Annotated in this window: 1 protein-coding gene; it reads right to left on the minus strand. The window is 62.1% G+C overall.

Annotation, left to right across the window (positions count from 1 at the left end):
• Nucleotides 1-734, minus strand: a 734-nt coding sequence (locus HMPREF0372_RS06440) for a cyclase family protein (RefSeq protein WP_007489968.1), incomplete at both ends; no start/stop codon positions are given.

The following is a 734-nucleotide window of genomic DNA, read 5'->3' on the forward strand; positions in this document are numbered from 1 at the left end:
ATGGCCACGGCGCGGACGATGGTGCCGTCGCCCATATACCAGCGCAGCGGGAAGGCACAGAACATGAAGCGCTGTCCCTTCACCTTCTCGATGTCGCCGCCCAGGTTCTCAATACCCATGACGTTGTTGCCCAGCAGGATGGTATGCACCGGCTCCCACTCGGGGTAGTCCTCGATGGGCTCATGACCAAACTCCTTCTTGTACTCGTCCACGATGCGGGGGACGTAGGGGCCGGGGCCGTGCTGGGCCGCGTAGGTATAGAGGATGTGGTCCAGCGCCTGCAGATCGAAGCCCACGCCCTTGACCTTGTGGTCCACCAGCCAGTGGGCGCCCTCGATGGACATGCCGGGGGAGTACATGAAGTAGTCGTCGTTCTCGCCCCAGCGCTGGTTCATGCCGGTGCAGATGAGGACCCAGTCGCCCTCCTGGATGCCGCCCTCCACCTTGGCGGCGGCCTTCTCGATGTCCTCAACGGTGATCAGCTCCCAGTGCTTTTTGGGGATATCCAGGCAGACCGCAGGGCCATAGTAGTTCTCCAGAGGCAGCTCGTGGGTATAAGGAGACTCGGGAATCACGTGGGAGGGGGAGTCGGCGTGGGTGGAGTTGTGCATGTGGAAGTCGTTGAAGGTCTGAAGCAGACGATAGTGCATGGGCATGTGCTGCACACGGTCGATGTGGAAGTCGCCGTTGGAGGGCCACAGGGGATTGCCGCGGCCGAAGGGATGGGACAGGTC

This window comes from Flavonifractor plautii ATCC 29863 (assembly GCF_000239295.1).
Taxonomy (GTDB): domain Bacteria; phylum Bacillota; class Clostridia; order Oscillospirales; family Oscillospiraceae; genus Flavonifractor; species Flavonifractor plautii.